Annotated in this window: 2 rRNA genes; both read left to right on the top strand. The window is 45.3% G+C overall.

The annotated features are described in order from the left end of the window. Positions 1-112, top strand: a 5S ribosomal RNA gene (rrf, locus tag KQI91_RS08800); the annotation flags it as partial. Between the two features lie 367 nt (positions 113-479). Then, a 23S ribosomal RNA gene (locus tag KQI91_RS08795) occupies positions 480-596 on the top strand; the annotation flags it as partial.

Raw genomic sequence — 596 nt, 5'->3', positions numbered from 1 at the left:
GGCGATGCGCCTGTGGGAAACACCCGTTCCCATCCCGAACACGACGGTTAAGACGCAGGCGGCCGATGGTACTGCATTGGAGACGATGTGGGAGAGCAGGTGGCCGCCAGATCAAAAAAGAAAACAACAGACGCAAGTCTGCTGAACATAAATACAGGCATTGGAAAGTGAGCCCTGTCGGAAACAGGGTGGAGCCAGTAAACAATCGATAAGTCCGATGCTAACCCGTATCAGCCGGGAAGAGCTGTTATAATAACTGGTTTTACCAGTGATATAAGATGAAAAGAAAGCTTTTCTTCTTATATGACTGATAAAAGCTCAGTCAATATCGTACCTTGAAAACTGCATACATGAAATTTGATTAACTAATCAAATATCCTTGATATACAAACGTAAGATAGGAAGACATCGATAATTAAATTTATCAAAAGCAACGAGAATCAAGACCGCTGATACCTACGCTAGGGTATCAGAGCGAAAGGTCAAGCAGAAAGGGCACAGGGCGGATGCCTTGGCACTAAGGGCCGAAGAAAGACGTGATAAGCTGCGATAAGCTTCGGGGAGGAGCAAATATCCATTGATCCGGAGATCTCTGA

Origin of the sequence: Blautia sp. MSJ-19 (genome assembly GCF_018918125.1) — a bacterium.
In the GTDB taxonomy this organism is placed as follows: Bacteria; Bacillota; Clostridia; order Lachnospirales; family Lachnospiraceae; genus Blautia_A.
The sequence above is the reverse complement of the archived record's forward strand: the minus strand, read 5'-3'. Positions and strand labels throughout refer to the sequence as shown.